At 74.9% G+C, this 18,575-nt stretch carries 20 protein-coding genes; 7 read left to right on the plus strand and 13 right to left on the minus strand.

Features of this window, described 5'->3' with window-relative positions; translation table 11 throughout:
- Positions 1-78: 78 nt before the first annotated feature.
- The 5 genes from ABT369_RS05960 to ABT369_RS05980 all read right to left on the minus strand — a co-directional run bounded on the left by ABT369_RS05960 (position 79) and on the right by ABT369_RS05980 (position 5,097).
- Positions 79-963, minus strand: a complete 885-nt coding sequence (locus ABT369_RS05960; RefSeq protein WP_350610559.1) for an ABC transporter permease — start codon at positions 961-963, stop codon at positions 79-81.
- Positions 960-1,871, minus strand: a complete 912-nt coding sequence (locus ABT369_RS05965; protein WP_350610560.1) for an ABC transporter ATP-binding protein — start codon at positions 1,869-1,871, stop codon at positions 960-962. Before ABT369_RS05965 ends, ABT369_RS05960 begins: the two co-directional genes overlap by 4 nt.
- A 250-nt stretch (positions 1,872-2,121) precedes the next feature.
- Positions 2,122-3,366 carry a COG4705 family protein gene (locus tag ABT369_RS05970; protein ID WP_350610561.1) on the minus strand — a complete coding sequence of 415 codons (1,245 nt, stop codon included), beginning with the start codon at positions 3,364-3,366 and terminating at the stop codon, positions 2,122-2,124.
- Positions 3,367-3,451: 85 nt separating this feature from the next.
- Positions 3,452-4,189 (minus strand): COG4705 family protein, encoded by a 738-nt coding sequence (locus ABT369_RS05975; RefSeq protein ID WP_350610562.1) that lies wholly within the window; start codon positions 4,187-4,189, stop codon positions 3,452-3,454.
- Positions 4,190-4,335: 146 nt separating this feature from the next.
- Complete coding sequence (locus ABT369_RS05980) at positions 4,336-5,097, minus strand: COG4705 family protein (RefSeq protein ID WP_350610563.1); 762 nt, start codon at positions 5,095-5,097, stop codon at positions 4,336-4,338.
- A 124-nt stretch (positions 5,098-5,221) separates the two neighbouring features.
- Between ABT369_RS05980 and ABT369_RS05985 the strand changes: the two genes are divergently transcribed.
- A complete protein-coding gene (locus tag ABT369_RS05985) occupies positions 5,222-6,364 on the plus strand; it encodes a hypothetical protein (protein WP_350610564.1) in 1,143 nt (380 codons plus the stop codon).
- Here ABT369_RS05985 and ABT369_RS05990 read toward each other — a convergent pair.
- Genes ABT369_RS05990 through ABT369_RS06005 form a run of 4 tightly spaced genes read right to left on the minus strand, consistent with a single transcriptional unit; the run spans position 6,342 to position 10,756 of the window.
- Entirely contained in the window at positions 6,342-8,930 is a 2,589-nt protein-coding gene (locus tag ABT369_RS05990; RefSeq protein WP_350610565.1) for an ABC transporter permease, read from the minus strand. The two genes, ABT369_RS05985 and ABT369_RS05990, sit on opposite strands and share 23 nt — an antisense overlap.
- Positions 8,927-9,571: an ABC transporter ATP-binding protein gene (locus ABT369_RS05995; RefSeq protein WP_350610566.1), complete on the minus strand. Its 645-nt coding sequence runs from the start codon at positions 9,569-9,571 to the stop codon at positions 8,927-8,929. Before ABT369_RS05995 ends, ABT369_RS05990 begins: the two co-directional genes overlap by 4 nt.
- The gene (locus ABT369_RS06000; RefSeq protein ID WP_350610567.1) at positions 9,564-10,229 is read right to left on the minus strand and encodes an ABC transporter ATP-binding protein; all 666 of its coding nucleotides are present in this window, start codon (positions 10,227-10,229) and stop codon (positions 9,564-9,566) included. The genes ABT369_RS05995 and ABT369_RS06000 overlap by 8 nt, the downstream gene beginning before the upstream one ends.
- Positions 10,226-10,756, minus strand: a complete 531-nt coding sequence (locus ABT369_RS06005) for a hypothetical protein (protein WP_350610568.1) — start codon at positions 10,754-10,756, stop codon at positions 10,226-10,228. Before ABT369_RS06005 ends, ABT369_RS06000 begins: the two co-directional genes overlap by 4 nt.
- Before the next feature lie 86 nt (positions 10,757-10,842).
- On the opposite strand from ABT369_RS06005, the gene ABT369_RS06010 reads away from it, so the two are divergent.
- Positions 10,843-12,165 (plus strand): HAMP domain-containing sensor histidine kinase, encoded by a 1,323-nt coding sequence (locus ABT369_RS06010; protein WP_350610569.1) that lies wholly within the window; start codon positions 10,843-10,845, stop codon positions 12,163-12,165.
- Here the strand turns inward: ABT369_RS06010 and ABT369_RS06015 are convergent.
- On the minus strand, positions 12,104-12,808 hold the full coding sequence (locus ABT369_RS06015) for a response regulator transcription factor (protein WP_350610570.1): 705 nt from the start codon (positions 12,806-12,808) through the stop codon (positions 12,104-12,106). The two genes, ABT369_RS06010 and ABT369_RS06015, sit on opposite strands and share 62 nt — an antisense overlap.
- The gene (locus ABT369_RS06020) at positions 12,805-13,482 is read right to left on the minus strand and encodes an ABC transporter ATP-binding protein (protein ID WP_350610571.1); all 678 of its coding nucleotides are present in this window, start codon (positions 13,480-13,482) and stop codon (positions 12,805-12,807) included. The genes ABT369_RS06015 and ABT369_RS06020 overlap by 4 nt, the downstream gene beginning before the upstream one ends.
- 142 nt (positions 13,483-13,624) lie before the next feature.
- On the opposite strand from ABT369_RS06020, the gene ABT369_RS06025 reads away from it, so the two are divergent.
- Together ABT369_RS06025 and ABT369_RS06030 are read left to right on the plus strand one after the other, a co-directional pair.
- Complete coding sequence (locus tag ABT369_RS06025) at positions 13,625-13,999, plus strand: BlaI/MecI/CopY family transcriptional regulator (protein WP_350610572.1); 375 nt, start codon at positions 13,625-13,627, stop codon at positions 13,997-13,999.
- Complete coding sequence (locus ABT369_RS06030; RefSeq protein ID WP_350610573.1) at positions 13,996-14,901, plus strand: M56 family metallopeptidase; 906 nt, start codon at positions 13,996-13,998, stop codon at positions 14,899-14,901. Before ABT369_RS06025 ends, ABT369_RS06030 begins: the two co-directional genes overlap by 4 nt.
- Here the strand turns inward: ABT369_RS06030 and ABT369_RS06035 are convergent.
- Positions 14,887-15,582, minus strand: coding sequence for a hypothetical protein (locus ABT369_RS06035; RefSeq protein ID WP_350610574.1), 696 nt, complete (start codon positions 15,580-15,582; stop codon positions 14,887-14,889). The two genes, ABT369_RS06030 and ABT369_RS06035, sit on opposite strands and share 15 nt — an antisense overlap.
- Positions 15,579-15,890: a PadR family transcriptional regulator gene (locus ABT369_RS06040; RefSeq protein WP_350610575.1), complete on the minus strand. Its 312-nt coding sequence runs from the start codon at positions 15,888-15,890 to the stop codon at positions 15,579-15,581. The genes ABT369_RS06035 and ABT369_RS06040 overlap by 4 nt, the downstream gene beginning before the upstream one ends.
- A gap of 79 nt (positions 15,891-15,969) precedes the next feature.
- On the opposite strand from ABT369_RS06040, the gene ABT369_RS06045 reads away from it, so the two are divergent.
- The 3 genes from ABT369_RS06045 to ABT369_RS06055 are packed head-to-tail and all read left to right on the plus strand — an operon-like array spanning position 15,970 to position 18,534.
- Positions 15,970-16,833, plus strand: a complete 864-nt coding sequence (locus ABT369_RS06045) for a hypothetical protein (protein WP_350610576.1) — start codon at positions 15,970-15,972, stop codon at positions 16,831-16,833.
- Complete coding sequence (locus ABT369_RS06050) at positions 16,830-17,738, plus strand: ABC transporter ATP-binding protein (protein ID WP_350610577.1); 909 nt, start codon at positions 16,830-16,832, stop codon at positions 17,736-17,738. Before ABT369_RS06045 ends, ABT369_RS06050 begins: the two co-directional genes overlap by 4 nt.
- The gene (locus ABT369_RS06055) at positions 17,725-18,534 is read left to right on the plus strand and encodes a DUF2705 family protein (RefSeq protein ID WP_350610578.1); all 810 of its coding nucleotides are present in this window, start codon (positions 17,725-17,727) and stop codon (positions 18,532-18,534) included. Before ABT369_RS06050 ends, ABT369_RS06055 begins: the two co-directional genes overlap by 14 nt.
- Positions 18,535-18,575 lie beyond the last annotated feature (41 nt).

The following is an 18,575-nucleotide window of genomic DNA, read 5'->3' on the forward strand; positions in this document are numbered from 1 at the left end:
ACAACTTGTAGGAGTTACGCTATGCGGAGCCGAGCGGCCGGACGCCGCGTACTGCGGAATCCGGCCGGGTATCACCCTTCAGGAGATGTCGCGGGTCCGGAGCAGCCGCGTGCCGGCCAGTGCGGTCACGACGCCGTATCCGAGCAGGACCGCGGCGCCGACCCACTGGGCCGGGCTCTGGTCGAAGGTCTTCGTCGGCGAGATCATGACCGTGGATGCCACGGAGGGGACGATCACCTGGGCGGTGAGAATCCAGTCCTGCTTGATGACGTAGGTGTAGAGCAGGTCGAACACGCCGCTCGCGGCGGCGGCGCCGACGAGGTACAGCACGGTCGCGGCGACGGTCGCGGCGAGCTGGCTGCGGATGAGCGCACCGAAGCCGACGCCGAACACGGCCCAGATGGCGTAGGCGGCGAGGTTGAGCAGGATCGCGCGGACGACGCCCCACTGGCCCAGCTGGGTGCCGTAGCCCTCGCTGCCGAGGAAGATCGCGCCGACGACGAGCGCGAGCACGGTGGAGGCGAGCCAGGACGCGGCCGCGACGATGACGGCGGTGACGAGCTTGGCCGCGATGACCGCGCCGCGGTGCGGGGTGAACAGGAACGTGGTGGTCGCGGTCTGCTGGTGGAACTCGCTGGTGATGAGCACGATGCCGAGCAGGCAGGCCAGCAGCACCCCGATGAGCTGCCCCGCGGTGAAGATCGTGGCGGCCTGGGTGACCGCGCTGTGGCCCAGCTCCCACTCGCCGCGCAGCCGGTTGAGGAACTCCGGCGGCATCTGCGCCACGTTGCGGCCGTGCGCGTGCAGCGCCACGAACTTGTCGAACGGCTGGAGCAGCTCGTGGGCCTGCACGAGGTTCACGGCGAGCATGACGGCGGTGCTGATCAGCGTGGCGCCGGCGAAGAGCCACCACAGGCTGGTCGTGCGCAGCTTGAACAGCTCCGCGCGGACGAGTCGCGTCATCGGATGGCCGCCTTCGCCTGGGTCAGGTCGAGAAACACGTCCTCGAGGTCGGGTTGCTCGGTGGTGAGCTGATGCAGCGCGATCCCGGCCGCGAGCGCGGCGTCGCCGACGGCCTCGGCGGCCATCCCGGTGACGCACAGCCGGTTCGGTCCCTCCGGGGTGACCGTGCCGCCGAACTGCCGCAGCGCGATGCTGAGCTTGTCCGGCTCGGGGGTGCGCGCATGCACGCGGGCGTCGCCGCCGACCGAGCTGAGCACCTCGGCGACCGGCCCCTGCCGCATCAGCTTCCCGGCCGCGACGATCACGACGTCGTCGGCCAGGGCCTGCATCTCCGACAGCAGATGGCTGGAGACCAGCACCGTGCGGCCTTCGGCGGCCAGTCCCTGCAGCAGTTCCCGCATCCAGCGGATGCCTTCGGGGTCCAGGCCGTTGGCGGGCTCGTCGAGGATCAGCACCCGCGGGTCGCCGAGCATGGCGGTGGCGATCCCGAGCCGCTGGCGCATGCCGAGCGAGTAGCCCTTGAAGCTGCGATCGGCGGCGGGTAGCAGCCCGACCAGGTCGAGCACCGCATCGGCCCGGGCACGGGGCAGACCGGCGGTGATGCAGCACGCCCGGAGGTGGTTGCGGCCGGTGCGGCCCTTGTGCGCCGAGGACGCCTCCAGGACCGCGCCCACGATCCGCGTCGGCTCGGCGAGGTCGGTGTAGCGAAGGCCGCCGATGGTGGCCGAGCCGGCGGTCGGCGTGACGAGGCCGAGCAGCATGCGCAGTGTGGTCGTCTTGCCGGCCCCGTTCGGGCCGAGGAACCCGGTCACCCGGCCGGGCTCGACGGTGAACGACAGGCCGTCCACCGCAACGACGTCGCCGTACTGCTTGCGCAGCCCGGACACGTCAATACGAACGTCGTCCATGATTCCTCTCCAGTACCCAGCGACGGTTACGGGCAGGGATGCCACGCGCAACCGCGGACGAGCCGCCGACGTCAACAGCGGACGGGGCCTCGGTCATTCTCGGCGGCGATGCGGAGAGCGTCACCCCGAACCGCTTAAGAATTGCGTGAGAACCTCACCGGCCCTGGCGTCATCCACGGGCGACGTTCAGGCATTGCCGCGCGGTACGCATCGTTCAGGCCGGACCTGACCGGCGGCGCCCGGTCCGCCGTCAGACTCCGTCGAACTTGTTCAGCGTGTTCATCAGCGTGCCGACGGCAGAGGCGCAGTCGGCCTGCGCGGGGCTCGCCGCGCGCAGCGCCGTGAGCACGGCGTCGATCTGGCCGTCGAGCTGGTGCCACTTGGCGGCGTCGCGCGGCTTGAGTCCGGCCTCGGCGTCGTCCCAGGCGACCTCGAGGTCCTTGACGCGGGTCTTGGCCCCGGCGAGGTCGTGCTGCGTGACCTTGGTCTGCACGTCGGAGACGATCACCGCGAACTTGCCGAGGTTGCCCAGCTTGGTCGTCGGGTGTACCGGCTGCGCCACGGCCGAGCCGCCCGACGCGCTTGCCGTGACCGTGTCCTGGGCCACGTCGGCCTGAGTGTCCGTGGTCTGCGGCGATCCCTGCGCCAGGCTGAGCCCGAAGCCGGCGATGACGACGGCCAGGGCCGCGGCACCGGCCCACGCGTAGTCCCGGCCGCGTCCGCCGTTCGGGCCGGCGCCCTTCTCGGCGACGCCGTGCCGGCTCACCAGCACCTGCTCGCGCACGACGAGCACGACGATCGCGACCAGGAACAGCACGCTGGTGGCGCTCGCGCCCAGGGCCAGCCCGCCGAGGTCCTTGTCCTGGGTGAGCAGGTCGCCGAGCGAGGCGCCGAGCGGGCGGGTGAGCACGTAGGCGATCCAGAACGTGAGCACCTGGCCGGCGCCGAGGCGCAACGCGATCCAGGTGGCCAGAATCAGACCGCCGAAGACGAGTGCGCCGTTGCGGAAGCCGAGGTTGAGGGCCTCGGTGGCGAAGTCGCCGGCGGCGGTGCCGAGCGCGAACGTGGTCAGGATCGCGGCCCAGTAGAAGGCCTCGCGGCGGGGCGTGTTGATGGAGGCGATCGCGAGGGTGCGCTCCTGGCGGTACCAAATTGTGAAGACCGCGGCGAGAATGACCGCGAAGACCGCGGTGCTGACGGCGAGCGGCACGCCCAGAGTGTCGGTGAAGAAGTCGGTGATCTGGGTGCCGACGATGCTCACCAGCACCACGCACAGCCAGTAGATCCATGGGGTGTAGGCGCGGGTCCGGAACTGCATGATCAGCGCGCCCACGAGGAAGGCGAGCATGATCCCGTCGGTCACGGCGGGGCCGAGGCCGACGTTGACGTTCAGGTAGTCCGCGAGCGTCTCGCCGATCGTCGTGGACAGCACCTTGATGACCCAGAACGTGGCGGTGATCGCGGGCACCTTGGTCAGCCACCCGCGTGAACGCACCGGCCTGCTGGCGGTAATGGACACAGCTCTCCCTCACGACTGCACTACGGATGTCGTTTCCTCAGAAATCGGTGCAAACGTAGAACTATCGTCCTGAACGCCCGCTGAAAGCGGTGGGTTCGGTGTCGGCGCGTGTCACGGCCAGGTATCCGACCAGGACGACGATGAGCACCGCCCAGGCCGCGGTCACCGGCCCGGTGCCCAGACCGAGGCCGCCGCGCTCGTGCGAGACCCCCATCCAGTCCGCGAACGAGGCGCCGAGCGGGCGGGTGATCACATACGCGGCCCAGAACGCGGCCACCGCATTGAGCCTGCCGATGCGGAAGGCGAGCGCCGGCACCGCGATCGCGACGGCGAAGATGACGCCGGACAGCAGGTAGCCCCAGCCGAACGTCATGGCGGTGAGGTCGCCGGCCGCGGTGCCCAGCGCGAACGTGGCCAGCACGGTGGCCCAGTAGAAGCACTCCCGGCGCGGTGTGGTGATGCTGTGGATGGACAGCGTGCGTTCGCTGGCGTACCAGACGACCAGGATCGCGGCGAGCGCGATCGCGAAGCCGACGGTGGAGACCAGGTACGGCACGCCCAGGCCGACGTGGAGCACGTCGGCGGCCATCGTGCCGAAGACGCTCACCATGATCACGGCGAGCCAGTAGACACCGGCCAGGTAGCGGCGCACCCGGAACTGCAGGACCAGCGCGGCGGCGAAGCCGAGACCACCGAGCCCGACCGCCACCGGCGGCGCGATGGTGTGCGCGAGGAAGTCCGAGGCCGTCTCACCCATGCCGGTGGTCAGGACCTTGATGACCCAGAACAGGGCCGTCACCTGCGGCACCTTGGCGAGCCGGTTCCGGACGGCGGGGTGTGCGGGTTCGCCGGCAACGACGGCACCCGGCGACGAAGTCGAACGCATGCGCGCCAGACTGTCGGTTCGAAACTGAAAGCGCGCTGAGGCGCTGGGGGACGGGCCGGCTACGCCGGGGCCGAGAAGTCCTCGGTGGTGATCTGGTCGCGGCGGGAGAAGCTCAGATACCCCACCAGGACGACCACGGCGAGCAGGCATGCGACGCTCGGGCCGACGGTGCCGAGGTTCAGCCCGCCGGAGTCGGCGGGCTGGGCGACCCAGTCGCCGAGGGACGCGCCGAGCGGGCGGGTGAGCACGTACGCCGCCCAGAACGCGAACACCCCGCCGAGCACGCGCAGGCCGTAGAAGAGGCCGATGAACGCGATGACGGTCGCGAACAGCGCGGCAGACAGCAGATAACCCAGGCTCAGGCGCTCGGCCAGCAGGTCCCCGGCGGCGGTGCCGAGGGCGAAGGTGACCAGGATCGCGGCCCAGTAGAAGGTCTCCCGGCGCCGGGTCGTGATCGAGTGGATCGACAGGGTCCTTTCGCTGCGGTACCACCAGAAGAACACGACGGCGAGCGCCACCGCGAACACGGTCGTCGTCGCCTCGAGCGGCACGCCGAGGGCGTCAGTGAGGTTGTCGGTGATCAGGGTGCCGGCGATGCTGACGAGGATGACGACGAGCCAGTAGCGCCACGGGATGTACTTCGGCGCGCGGTACTGCAGCACCATCGCCACGGCGAGGACGACGAACATCGCGATCGTCGTGCCGGCGAGGCCCAGGCCCAGGTTGAAGTTCAGCAGATCGGCGGCGGTCTCGCCGACGGTGGTGGCGAGCACCTTGATGATCCAGAAGAAGACGGTGACTTCCGGGACCTTGCTCGCCATACGGACAAAATCGGATCTTCTCGGCTCCATGCTGGGATCGTCACAGCCCCGGGCTGAAGACCCGCTGAATGCCGGGCGGGCGCGACTCAGCGCGGGTTCAGTTTCGCGCGCCTAACGTGCGGCGATGCTCGGACGCCTGCTTTCCACGCGCACGATCGGCTATCTGGTGCTGGGCTGGGCCGCGGCCTGGTTCGGCATCATGGCCATCGGCGGCGGCTCGTCGTGGCACTTCTTCCTGCAGGGGGCGACCGCGCTCGCCGATGCCGACGATCCCGTCAACGGAGGGCTGCACCTGTACGCGGCCGCGCCGATCCTGCAGATCGGGCCGCTGAGCTTCCTGGCGGTGCTGGTGCTGCTCCCGGCCGGACACGTGCTGGCGCTGCTGGGCGGGCAGATCCTCGGCGCCGCCGCCGGGCTGCTGCTGCTGTGGCTGGTGCGCGGGCTGGTGCCGCAAGGGCAGCGCGACGACGCCCGGCTCGCCATGGCCGCGGCGTACTTCCTGCCGGTGTGGATGTTCCTGGCGGTCGGCGTGACCCACCTCGACGACGTCCTCGCGCTGCTGCTGTCGGTCGCCGCGCTGCGCACCGCCCGGGCCGGGCGCGCGTGGCCCACCGGTCTGCTGCTGGGCCTGGCCACCGACGCCAAGCCGTGGGCGCTCGGCTTCGCCGCGCTGCTGCTTCTGCTGCCCGGCCGGCGCCCCCGGTTCGCGGCCGCGGCGGCGCTGGCCGGTGCGGTGGCCGTCGCGTGGGTGCCGTTCTTCCTCGGGGACTCGGGGACGAGCAATGCGTTGCGGTACACCATCCAGAACGCTCCCGTCTCGGCGCTGCACGCGCTCGGCATCCACGACGCCCGCACGCCGGTGTGGGACCGCCCGGCCCAGCTCGCGCTCGCCCTGACCCTGGGCGCGCTCGCCGCGTGGCGGGGCCGGTGGGCGGCGATTCCGCTGCTGACCGTCGCCTCCCGGCTGGTGCTGGAGCCCGGCGGCAACAAGTACTACATCGCCGGCGTCGTCGTGGGCACGATCATCTGGGACTTCGCCGGCGCCCGGCACACCCTGCCGTGGTGGACGATGTCGGCGTCCTTCGGCCTGTTCGTGGCCCGCTGGATTCCCATGCCCGCGGTACTGCACGGGTGGCTCCTGGTGGCGCTGTTCGTCGCCGCCTGCGCCCTGCTGCTCGGCCGTTCCCCCGTCGGCGGGCGGGCCGGGTCCACAGTGGACCCTGCCGCCCGCCTCGACGGGATGGTCAAAGGTCGCGCAGGACCGTGAGGGCCGGGGGCCGGGCGGCGAGCACCGTCGCCGCGCCCGCCGCGGCGAAGCAGGCGACGCTCAGCGCCAGCCCGGCGCCCAGATACGGCCACGGGATCGTCAGCCGGTCGGGCGGCGGGTCGAACACGCCGGTCAGCAGGGCGGCGAGCATCCGCGACAGCACCGCGGCCAGGAGCGCGCCGAAGGCGAGCCCGCACACCCCGACGACCGCGATCTCGGCCCAGACGAGGTTCGCGAGCTGCCGGGGCCGCGCGCCGATCGCGGTGGCCAGGGCGAACGTCCGGCGGCGCTCGGCGAATCCGAGGACGAGCAGGAGCCCGGCGGTCGCCGCGATGAGGGCGAGCGCGAACCCGAGCTCGACGTTCGCCAGCGCGGACAGGTCCACGGCCGACAGGCTCGACCCGACGACACGGCGGGCGGAGTCGATGTCGGTGATCTGCGCGCCGGGGCCGAGCCTGGCCCGCAGCCGGGTGGCGACGTCGGCCGGGCGGGCGCCGCGGGCCGCCGTGACCAGCAGCGTGTTCGGCGCGTCGCCCGTCTGCCGGGCGAGGTAGCCGGCGTTGGCGACCAGGAAGCTGTCCGTCGGGGCGGTCGGGAACTCCTTGACCACGCCGGCGTAGCGGAACGGGACGGTGACCGGCCCTCCGCCGTGCGCGCCGGGCAGCCGGAGCCTCAGCGTGTCGCCGGGGTTGAGCTGGAAGTCCTTGACCGTCTCGGCGCTGACGAGCACCGCGTCCGGGCTCTGGGCGAGACGGTCGAGCATCTGCCGGGCGGTGCCGCCGGTGAAGTACGAGTCCTGGAGCGTCACGTGGCCGCCGATGGTCGTGGCGTCGATCCCGTACATGTCCTGCAGATCCGAGCCGACGTAGGCGAAGCGGTGCACCATCGGCTCGGCCGCGGCGACGCCGGGCACGCCCGCCGCGGCGGACGCGTCGACGCCGTCGGGCCGGTTGACGGTGACGTCCGCGCCGTTGGTCAGCTGCGCGTCGACGCCCGCCTGATGACGGTAGGTCTCGGCGAACACGGCGGTGGACGCGGCGAACGCGCCGGCCAGCGCGACGAACACCACGGTGCGGGCCGCCTGCCGGTGGCCCCGGGCGAGGGTCGCGGCCGCGGTCGCGGCGAGTGCACCGGCCAGCGGCCGCAGGAGCCGGGCGGTGAGCCGGCGGCCGGGCACCAGCAGCAGGTAGGCCAGGCGCCAGGCGAGCAGCGCCCCGCCCGCCCACAGCAGCGCCGGGCCGGCGAGCGCCCAGTAGTCGACGGAGACCTGCGGGACGCCTTCGGGGGCCAGTACCAGTTGATAGCCGTTGCGACCGGCGGCGAGGACGATCGCGGCGCTGGCGGCCAGCAGGACGAGGTCGAGGCCGTAGCGCATCCAGGCCGGAGCCCGGCGGTCGCGGCCGGTGGGCCGGCGGGCGCCGGCGACCGTCGTGCGGGAAAGGTCGCGCCAGGCGGGCACCACGACCGTCAGTACGGCGATGAGCAGGCCGGCCGCCGCGGCACCCGCCGACCAGGCGGTGACGGCCAGCCCGGCGGCCGCCCCGGCGATGCCCACGACGGCGGCCTCGGCGGCCGCCAGCCGCAGCAGTTGGCTCGCGGTGGCGCCGCGGGCGCGCAGGAGCGCCTGCTCGCGGCGGCGGCGGGCGGCGCCGGACGCGGTCACCGCCGCGGTGAGCAGCGCGGCGACGACCGCGCCGGGCAGCCCCAGGAACAGGAACAGCAGGTCGGCGTAGCGGGCGTCGGAGCGCGCGGCGGCGAGGGTCGTGCCGAGGTTGTCGCCGACCAGGCCGCCGCCGGAGAGGTCGGCCTCGAGGTGGTGGGCGGCGGCGGTGACCGCGGTGTACGCGGCGGCCGGGTCGGGCGGGAGGTCGTGCCGGATCCGGGCGTGCAGCTGCACGCGGACCAGGTCGGGCCGGGACGCGGCGAGCGGGTCGAACATGGCGTGCCAGCGCTCGGCCGGCAGGAGCAGGACGTTGTCCGGCGGGGCCTGCGGCTGGGCGCCGGATGGGGCGCCGACGTTCTGGAACAGCGAGTCGAGCGCCGGCAGGTCGACGACGCCGTCGACGGTGAGCGTGACGTCGGGCAGGCCGGGCCGCTGGACGGTGACCTGGCCGCCCGGGACGGCGTGCAGGTTGGCGGCGGTCTGCTGGGCGAGCAGGACGCCGGTGGTCGCGCCGGCGAGGCCGCGAAGCTCGCCGGGGAAGGTGGCGGCGTAGCCGTCGGGCAGGCCGAGGACCCGGGCGGCGCCGGTCGCCTGGGTCGTGCCGCCGGCGGCCGAGGTCAGGGCGGGGCTGGTGGCGTACCCGACCGGGAGCGCCGTGTCCACGCCCGGCTCGGCGCGAACCGCGGTGCCGACGGCGGCCGGGTCCGCGCCCGGCTGCACCTCGACCTGCCAGTCGACCGCCACCCGCTCGATGGCGCGCTGGGTCATCGTGGCCCGGGCGTCGCGCAGGAACACCCCGAGCGAGGCGATGAGGGCCACCGCGACGGCGATGCCGCCCGCGACGGCGGCCAGCCGCGCTGCCCGGTGCCGCAGCTGCCCGCCGATCCAGATCGTCGTCATCATGCCTGCCCCACCTCCCGGAGGCGTCCGTCGTCCATGACCCAGCGCTGGGGCAGCCGGTCGGCGACCCGGGCGTCGTGGGTCGCGATGAGCAGCCCGGCGCGCAGCTCGGCGGCCGCCTCGAGCAGCAGGGTGACCACCGCGTCGCGGTGCTCGGCGTCGAGCTGGCCGGTGGGCTCGTCGGCCAGGATGAGCCGCGGCGTGCCGGCCAGGACCCGGGCCACCGCGACCCGCTGGGCCTGCCCGCCGGAGAGCTCCTCGGGCAGCTTCCCCGCCAGGTCGGCGACGCCGGCCCGGCTCAGCGCCCCGGCCGCCCGCTCGGCCGCGTCCGCCGGGCGGCCCCCGGCCAGCAGCAGCGGCAGCGCGACGTTCTCGGCGACGTCGAGCGGGGCCAGCAGGCTCGGCCCCTGGAAGACGACCCCGATCTCGCCGCGGCCGGGCCGCCGCACGACGCCGGTGGTGGGCTCGTCGAGCCCGGCGAGCAGGTGCAGGAGCGTCGACTTGCCCGAGCCGGAGCGGCCCATCAGCGCGACGCGGCTGGCCGGGTGCAGGACACAGTCGACCGTGTGCAGGGCGACGACGGCGGTGGGGCCGCTGCCGTAGGTGCGGCTGACGCCGACGCAGCGGGCGAGTTCCTCAGTCACCCGTGACCCGCCCGTCGACCAGCTCGATGCGCCGCTCGGCGATGCCGGCGACCGAGGGGCTGTGGGAGACCACGACGACGGCGAGGCCGCCGCGGGCGCGTTCCCGCAGCAGGTCGAGGACCCGCAGCTCGGTCGCGTCGTCCAGCTCCCCGGTCGGCTCGTCGGCCAGGAGCACGACGGGTTCGGCGGCGAGCGCGACGGCCAGGCCGGCCCGGGCCGCCTCGCCGCCGGACAGCCGGGTCGCGGGGGTGCCGGCCCGGGCGGCGAGGCCGAGCTCGTCGAGCAGCCGGTCGCGGTAGGACCGGTCGACGCGGCCGGTGAGGTGCTGGACGAGGTCGACGTTGCCGGCGACCGTCAGGTGCGGCAGCAGGTTGTCGGACTGCAAGAGCATGCCGATGCCGCGGGCCCGGATCGCCGCGCGTTCCCGTTCGGGGCGGTGGCTGAGCCGGACGCCGCCGACGCGCACCTGGCCGCCGTCGGGCTCGTCGAGCCCGGCCAGGCAGGCCAGCAGCGTCGACTTGCCGGATCCGGACGGGCCGACGACCGCGACCAGCTCGCCCGCATGCACGCGCACGCTCACGCCGCGCAGCGCGCGGGTCTCCTCCTCGCCGGCCCGGTAGAAGCGGTACAGCTCGGTGGCCTCGATCGCGACGGTCACGACAGCCACGCGAAGGAGTCGGTCACCGTGCGCCAGGGGTCGACGTTGTCCGCGCCGACCGGGCCGCTCAGCGTCACGAGCGCCTCGGTGCCGTTGTGCCAGAAGGCGTACCGCTCCACGGTGTCGGGCACCACCTTGCCGGTGACGGGATCGGCGGCGCTGTCGGCCCGGTAGACGACGAGGATCGCGTCGCCGCCCTTGCGCTGGACGGTCTCGGCCCGCTCCACCGCGGCGCTGGGGACGTCGGCCTTCGCGGAGGCGACCGTCGGCGCGGCCGCCGCCGGCCGGGTCTCCACCCGGATGGCGTTGAGCTTGTCGGTGAAGGTGACCACGGCACCCGACTCGGTGCGCTGCCAGCCCTCGGGAACCTTGATCTCGTAGCGCTGGCCGGCCGGGCGGAACGCGACGAACGCCGTGTTGTCGGGGATGTCGCCGGCGGGACTGTTGTCCGGGGCGGACCCGGACGAGCCGCAGCCGGCCGCCGCCAGGGCCAGCGCGACGGACGTGACGAGCAGGGAAACGCGCATGATCCGGACGGTACGGACGGCCGGGTTAGCGGCGCCTCCGGTGCACGTTAAGGCTGCGCTTACCTTTCGCCGTCCAGGATGGTGCGGTGACATCGCTGCGGGCCCGGATCCGGGCGTCGATCACCGGTGTGGCGGCCGGCGCGGTCGCGCTGTTCGCGCTGCCCCTCGCCTACGCGCTCGCCGCCGGATACGACAACGAGGCGGTGATCGGGCTGCAGCGGGACGCGGCGCGGGTGGCGGCGACCGTGCCGGACTCCTACGGCACCGACGCCAGCACGGTCGAGCTGCCGCCGGACCTGTCCGCGTCGGTGACGGTCGGGGTGTACCGCGTCGACGGGGTGCGGCTCGCCCACGGCGGACCCGAGCGCTCCGCGGTCGCCGCGGCCGCGGCCGATGCCCACCTGCACCACGCGATCGAGGACGGGCAGCTGGCGGTCGTGGCGCCGGTGCCGTCGGACGGGGGCGTCACGCTCGCGGTGCGCGCGTCGGAGCCGTACCGCATCGTCCAATGGCGAACCGCGCGCGCCTGGGGCCTGATGGCGGTCTCGGGCCTGCTCGTCGTCGGGCTCGCCGCACTGCTGGGCCGGCGGCAGGCCACCCGGATCGCCCGGCCGCTGCAGGAGCTCACCGCGACCGCCCGCGCCCTGGGCGAGGGCGACTTCACCGTCCGCGCGGCGCGCAGCGACCTCGAGGAGGCCGACGCGGCCGGCCGGGCGCTCGAGGCGACCGCGCGGCGGCTCGGCACCGTGCTGGAGCGGGAGCGGGCCTTCAGCGCCGACGTGTCGCACCAGCTCCGCACGCCGCTGACCGCACTGCTGCTCGCCCTCGAGTCGGCGCTGCGGGACCCACAACCCGACCCGCGGCGGTTGCGGGCCGCGGCCGCGAACGCCCTGCGCCGGGCGGAGCGGCTGCGCGACACCGTCGAGGAGCTGCTCGACCTGGCCCGCGACACCCACGTGAGCGCCGAGCCGCTGGACGTCGCCGGGCTGCTGGCGGGGGCGCGCGAGCGGTGGCACGGCGAGTTCGCCGCGCGGGGCCGGCGGCTGGTGCTGCCGTCGCCGCCGTGGCTGCCGGTGGTGCCCGCGAGCAACGCCGCCGCCCGGCAGATCCTCGATGTGCTGCTCGCCAACGCGCTCGCGCACGGGGCCGGCACCGCGACGGTGACCGTGACCGAGCTCGGCCCCGGGGTGTCGATCGAGGTCGGCGACGAGGGTCCGGGCATCACCGGCGACCCGGAGCGGGTCTTCGCCCGGCGGGCGCGCGGCATCGGGCTGTCGCTGGCCCGCAGCCTGGCCGAGGCGGAGGGCGGGCGGCTGCTCGTGCGGCGCGCGGCCCCGAACCCCGTCTTCAGCCTGCTGCTGGCGCCGGCGCCGTCTCAAAGCGATAGCCCCGGCCCCGCACCGTCGTGATCCGGGTGAGCGGCTCACCGGCCTCGGCGAGCTTGCGCCGCAGCACGCTGACGTGCACGTCGAGGGTCTTCGTGGGCCCGAACCAGTGCTCGTCCCAGACCTGCGCCATGAGATCCTCGCGGGTGACCACCTCGCCGGCCCGGGCCGCGAGCGCGACGAGCAGGTCGTACTCCTTCGGGCGCAGCACCAGTTCCCGCCCGCCGACGCTGGCCCGGTGCGCGGCCACGTCGAGCGACAGGCGGCCGACGGCGATCGGGGCGTCGCCCGGGGCCGCGGACCGCCGGCGCAGATGGGCGCGCAGCCGGGCGAGCAGCTCGGTGAGCCGGAACGGCTTGGTCAGGTAGTCGTCGGCGCCCGCGTCGAGCGCGACGACGACGTCGAGCTCGGCGGTGCGGGCGGTCAGCACCACGATGACGGTGTCGAGCGCCGCCGCGCGCAACCGCCGGCACACCGCGACCCCGTCGAGGTCGGGCAGCCCGAGGTCGAGCAGGATCAGATCGAAGCGCTGCGACTCTGCTGCCAGCAGCGCCCCGGCCCCGTCGGGCGCCGCGCTCGCCCGGTAACCGCCGGCCCGCAGCGCCTGCACCAGCTCGTCGGCGATGTCCGGGTCGTCCTCGACCACCAGGATCGCCGCGCCGTTCACGCCCCGATCGTAGCCGCGCCCGAACCGGCCCGCGCCTCCGTCTGCGCGTGCACGCGGCCGTCCGACATGGCGACGCGCCGGTCGGCGTATCCGGCCGCCCGGCCGTCGTCGGTGACCAGCAGCATGGCGACGCCCTCCGCGCGGGCGATGCCGACGAGCAGGTCCAGCGATCCGGCCGGCTCGTCGGCGAACAGCACCCGCGGTCGCACGGCCAGCGCCCGGGCGATGGCGGTCCGCTGCGCCGGTTCGCCGCACAGCTCGCCGGCCCGCCGCCCGCCGAGCCCGTTGAGGCCGAGCCGCCGCAGCCACGTCGCCGCGGCAGCGTACGCCTGGGCCCGCCGGACCCGGTTCAGCAGCAGCGGCAGCGCGACGTTGTCGGCGACGGTCAGCTCCGGCACCAGGTGAGCGGATCGGTACACGAACCCGAACGCGGTGCGCCGCAGCAGCGTGCGGGCCGGCTCGGGCAGCGTGTCGAGCCGGCGGCCGTCGAAGTACACCTCGCCGTGGTCGGGCGCGCAGATGCCCGCGAGGCAGCGCAGCAGCGTCGACTTGCCGGCGCCGGCCGGCCCCGTCACGGCCAGGATCTCGCCCGGCGCCACCGAGAGGCTGGCGCCCCGCAGCGCCGGGGCCGGGCCGAATGACCGGGCGACGTCGCGGGCCTCGATCATGCTCATGCCTGGACGCTATGCGCCGCCGGTGTCGTGCCGCGTCGACCTGGGCTACGACATCGAGCGCGCCGTGCGTCCGGAGATGTAATGGGGTCCTTCCCTGGAGGTACCCTGTCGCAATGCGTTCTCACCAGCCCCGGGCGCGGCGATGAGCCCGGAACGGCGCGCGTGGGGCTCGCTGGAGTCGGACGTCATGACGGTCCTCTGGGCCGCGGCCGGCCCGCTGAGCCCCGCGCAGGTCCAGCAGGCGCTCGGCCGCGACCTGGCCTACAACACCGTGCAGACGATCCTCACCCGGCTGCAGGAGAAGGGCCTGGTGCGCCGCCGGGTCAGCCTGGCCGGCGGCCGGGGCTACGAGTACTTCCCGGCCGAGGACCAGGCCAGCGCGGCGGCCCGGCGGATGCGGGCCGTCCTCGACGGGCCCGGCGACCGGCACGCGGTGCTGCGCCAGTTCACCGCCGGTCTCGAGCCCGCCGACGCCGAGCTGCTGCGGGCCCTGCTCCGCGACGCGGACCCGGCGTGAGCTGGCTCGTCTACGTCCCGGTGCTGCTGCCGGCGCTGCTGTGGCCGCTGGCCCGCGTCGCCACCCGCGCCGGGCGGCCCGAGCGCGCCGCGCGGGCCCTCGCGGCCGGGGCGCTGGTGACCGCCGTCTCCGGCGCGGTGTGCCTCGTGCTCGTGGCCGCGACGCTGGCCGACGATCTGCCGGCGGTCGAGCGGTACGCGCGGCTGTCGGTGACGCAGGGCCAGCCGCTGCCGGAGCCCGTGCCCGACCCGATCGCGTTCGTCGCGGCCGCGGTGCTCGTGTGGATCGCCGCGCGGATCGCCGTGCGGGTGCGCCGGCGCCGGGCCGTCGCCGGGGAGCTGCACGCCGCCGGGCGCCCCGAGGGCGGGCTGGTCGTGGCCGACTGGGACAGCCCGCGGGCGGTCGCCGTGCCGCCCGGCCGCGGTCGCCGGGGACACGTCCTGGTGACCAGCGGCCTGCTGCGCCTGCTCGACTCCGATGAGCGCGCCGCGGTGCTCGCGCACGAGCGGGCGCACCTGGAGCGCCGGCACCACCGCACGGACGCCCTCGCCGCGCTGGCCACGGCCGTGAACCCGCTGCTGCGCCCGGTCGAGTCCGCGGTCGGCCTGCTCGTGGAGCGCAGCGCGGACGAGGACGCGGCCCGCAGCGTCGCCGACCGCCGGCTCGTCGCGCAGACCATCGCCAAGGTGGCGCTGGCCGCGCACGGCCCGGCGACGTCGCTCGGCTTCGACGGGTCCAGCACCGTGCGCCGGGTCGAGGCCCTGGTGCGGCCGGCCCGGCTGCGGCGCGGCGGGCCCACGGTCTCCGGCTCGGCGGCGGTGTCGATGCTGTCGCTGCTGGTCGCGGCCGCGGCGGTGGTCGAGTTCGTCGAGCTGTTGCGGGCGTGGCTACCGGCCGTGTAGGTCCTGGCCCGCGTGCAGGGCCGCCACGGCGGACAGGAGCAGCGCGGCCGCGATGAGCAGCGCGCCGCCGAGCAGGCTCTGGCCGGCCGCGAGGGCGGTGCCGGCGCCGACCAGCAGGAGGGCGGCGCGCAGCCGGCGGCGGCTCGGTGCGGTGCCCATGCGCACGATCCGGGCGGTCAACGCCCACACCCGCAGGGTGATGAAGGTGAGCGCGGCCCAGTAGGCGGCGACGAGCAGCACCCGGGCGGGTCCGGCCGGATGGTCGACGAGGCCGCTGTTGGCCAGCAGGAGCAGGGCCAGACCGGCGGTCGCGGGGGCGGCCAGGGTGCGGATCGCCGCGGCGGCGACGGCCCGCAGCGCGCGCGACGGCGGCCGGGGCGCGGCGAGCAGGGCGCCGGCGAGAATCAGCCCGAGCCATCGGCCGGTCGCCGGTTCGGCCGCCCGAAGGAGCAGCGCGTCCGTGCCGGTGACGGCGAACAGGGCCACCGCGAGCACCCGGCGGGTCTGCCCGGCGGCGGTCTCGGGCCAGTCGCTCGGGTGCAGCCAGAGCCGGGCGGCGCCGCCGATCGCGTCGGGCCAGGAGCGCGCGCCGCGCTCGGCGATCTCGCGGCCGATCTCGTCGCCCCAGCGCTCGCGCACCGCGGGCGGGTAGAGGGCGACGATGAGCGCCGGTGCGCTCATGCCGGATCGGCCCCGAGGGCGCGCAGGCCGGCCCGGGCGACGCGGGCGAGCTGCTCGAGCTCGGCGCGCAGGCTGGTGCGGCCGGCGTCGGTGATGCGCATGGTGCGCTGCCGGTCCTGGCCGTCGGCATCCCCGGTGACCGGCTCGATGAGCCCGCGGGCCTCCAACCGGCTCAGGGCGCCGTAGAGGCTGCCGGGGCCGAGCCGGCGGCCGGTGAGCTCCTCGATCGCGGTGTTGATGGCGTAGCCGTGGCGAGGGCCGTCCGCGAGCACGGTGAGCACGACCATCTGGGCGTCGGTGCTGTGCACCCGTCCACCGTACTACACGTCGAGTACTACTTGCTGTGTAGTACTTGTTGTGTACTACGAGACGCGTACTATGGCCGCCATGAGGTCCTTGAAGCTGATCCTGGCGGCGCTCGCGACCGGCGCCGCGTTCGAGGCGATGACGCTCCTCGCCACGCGGGACAAGGCCGTCCGGGCGGTCAGCCCGTGGCAGGACGACCCCTACGACGTGCTCGTCTCGTTCGCGCTCTTCGCTGTGCCCATGCTCGGCCTGGCGATCGCCGTCGGGCTGCCGGCCTGGCGCCCGCCCGGCGGACCCGAGCGCGAGCAGCGGGTCCTGCGCGCGGCCGCCGCGCTCATCGCCGTCGTCGGGCTCACGCTCGCCTTCGAGTGGGCCGCCGTCGCCGCCCGCGCGCACGCCCGCGTCTGGAACGGGTGGACGACCGCGCTCATCGCCGGGCTCGCGGCCCTCACCCTGGCGGCCGCCGGCGTGGGGGTCGCGCTGTGGCGGCGGTGGTCGCCGCTTGCCACCGGGGACTGGCTGGACGACCTGCCCCTGCTCGGCCGCCGGCCGGCCCTGATCGAGCGCATCCGGGCCCGGGCCACGGCCCTGTTCGCGGCGCTGAGCCTGTTCGCCGCGGCCGGCATCGTCGGCGCGCAGGCCGTCGGCGAGCGCTGGAGCGACCCGCTGCTCATCGCCTGGGCGCTGCTCGTCGAGACGGCCACCCTCTTCGCGTTCTGCGTCGCCGCCAACGCCACCGCCGGCTTCATCCGCCGGACCCGCCCCCGGGCCGAGACCCCGATCCTCGCCGGGACCGCCGGGCTGGTGCTCATGACGGCGTTCCGGGACCCGGTGTGGACCGCGATCACCCACCGGCCGGTGACGTCCGTGCCGCTGCTCGTCGCGCTGACCGTCGGCGCCGGCCTGCTCGCCGCGGCCGTCACGCTGGTGCGGAGGCCGGCATGATCCGCGTCGAGGCCCTCTCGAAGCACTACGGCCGCCACGTCGCCGTCGACGATCTCACCTTCTCGGTCGACGGCGGCCAGGTGTGCGCGCTGCTCGGCCCGAACGGCGCGGGCAAGACCTCGGCCATGCGCGTCCTCGTCGGGCTGTCCAGGCCGACCGGCGGCCGCGTCGGCATCCTCGGCGAGCCGGTCCGCCTCGGCGCCGACGTGCTGCGCCGGGTGGGCGTGCTCATCGATGGTCCGGCATTCGTACCGCACCTGACCGGCCGAGCCAACCTCCGCCTGCTCTGGACGGCCACCCGCCGCCCCTGGCCGCCGCCCGCGCTCGACGAGGCCCTGGCCCTCGCCGGCCTCGGCCCGCACCTCGACCGCCGGGTGAAGCGCTACTCGATGGGCATGCGGCAGCGGCTGATGCTGGCCCAGGCCCTGATGCGGGACCCGGACGTGCTGATCCTGGACGAGCCCGCGAACGGCCTGGACCCGGCCGAGGTCCGCGCCCTGCGCGCGCACCTCGCCACGACGGCCGCCCGCGGCGCCGCCGTGCTGGTGTCGAGCCACCAGCTGGCCGAGGTGCAGCAGTTCGCGACCCACGTCGTCGTCATGGACCACGGCCGCCTCGTGACGACCGGCCCCCTCGACGCCCTGCTCGACCCGGGGGACACCCTCCGGATCAGCGTCGACGACGCCGGCCGAGCCGTGGCCGTCCTGCGCGCCGCACCGGGTGTCGGCGCCGTCTCGGCCCAGGCCGGAGAGGTCCTGGTGACGGCGCCCGGCGTGGCGGACGGCGATCTGATCCGCGCACTGGTGACCGCCGGAGTGCGGGTCGACCGGGCGGGCCGAACCGGACGGTCGCTCGAGGACGTCTTCATCGCGATGACGGAAGGGAACATCGATGCTGCGGGTTGAGCTCGCCACCCAGCTGCGCCGGCTGCGCACCCTGATCGCGCTCGCCGGCCTGGCCGCGCTGCCGGTCGTCGCCGCGCTCGCCACCGCCTCCTCGGCCGGGCACCGGCTCGGCAACCAGGACGGCCTGTTCGGCGCCGCCCCGTACTCGGCGCTGAACCACGCCATGGCGAGCCTCCAGTTCACCGGCCCGCTGCTGCTGCCGCTCGTGGCCGCCCTGCTCGCCGCCGCCATCGGATCGGCCGACCGGGACTGGGGGCTGCTGCGGTACCTTTACATCGCCCCGGTGACCCGCACCCGCCTGCTGGCCGGCCAGCTCGCCGCCGTCGTGGTCGCCACGGTCGCGGCGGTCGCCGCGGTCGTCGTCGCCGGGGTGCTCGTCGGGCTCGCGACCTTCGGCTGGCATCCGTTCCACGTCATCGGCGCCGCGAACCTGTCCACCGGAGCCGCGCTCGGGCGCGTCCTCGCCGCGTGCGCGTACCAGACGCTGTGCCTGCTCAGCATCGCCGCGATCGCCTTCGCGCTCGGTGTGCTGCTGCCCCGCGGGGCGGAGGCCGTGGCCGTGGCGATCGCGTTCGTGGTCGCCGCGAGCATCCTCAACGGCCAGGCCGGCCCGCACGGCCTCCTGCACCTCGTCGCGGTGGCGCTGCCCGTGCACTATTGGCAGGACTGGCCCGGCCTGCTGGAGCGGGCCCCGGCGCCGCACCTGGGCCCCGGGATCGCGGTGCAGGTCGCGACCGTCGCGGTCGCCGTCACCGCCGCGGCGCTCACCCTGCACCGGCGCGACCCCGCGGCCTGATTTCTCACGCAATTCTTATCCGCGGATCGCGCTCGCTCTTA

The organism is Dactylosporangium sp. NPDC000244 (assembly GCF_040300725.1).
Taxonomy (GTDB): domain Bacteria; phylum Actinomycetota; class Actinomycetes; order Mycobacteriales; family Micromonosporaceae; genus Dactylosporangium.